This is a genomic window from Paraburkholderia sp. EG304, from assembly GCF_046543485.1.
Classification (GTDB): domain Bacteria; phylum Pseudomonadota; class Gammaproteobacteria; order Burkholderiales; family Burkholderiaceae; genus Paraburkholderia; species Paraburkholderia youngii.
Window position 1 is genome coordinate 1 of the sequence record NZ_JBKGUA010000438.1, and the last position, 258, is coordinate 258.

Consider the following 258-nt stretch of genomic DNA (forward strand, 5'->3'; position numbering starts at 1 on the left):
AGGCGCTGGAGCGGGCGCCGCACACGCCGGTGCGGGAGCTGGACATCCTGCCGGGCGCTGAGCGGGCGTACCTGCTGGAGGAGCTGAACCGGACGGCGGCGGCGTATCCGTCGGAGCAGTGCATCCATGAGCTGTTCGAGGCGCAGGTCGCCAAGGCGCCGGAGGCGGTGGCGGTGGTCTGTGCGGAGGAGCGCGTGAGCTATGGCGAGCTCAATGCGCGGGCCAACCGTCTGGCGCATTATCTGACCGGGCGCGGGG

At 71.7% G+C, this 258-nt stretch carries 1 protein-coding gene; it reads left to right on the forward strand.

Annotation, left to right across the window (positions count from 1 at the left end):
- The coding region (locus ACLFKU_RS44635) for an AMP-binding protein (RefSeq protein ID WP_410853505.1) at positions 1 to 258 on the forward strand (258 nt) is incomplete at both ends.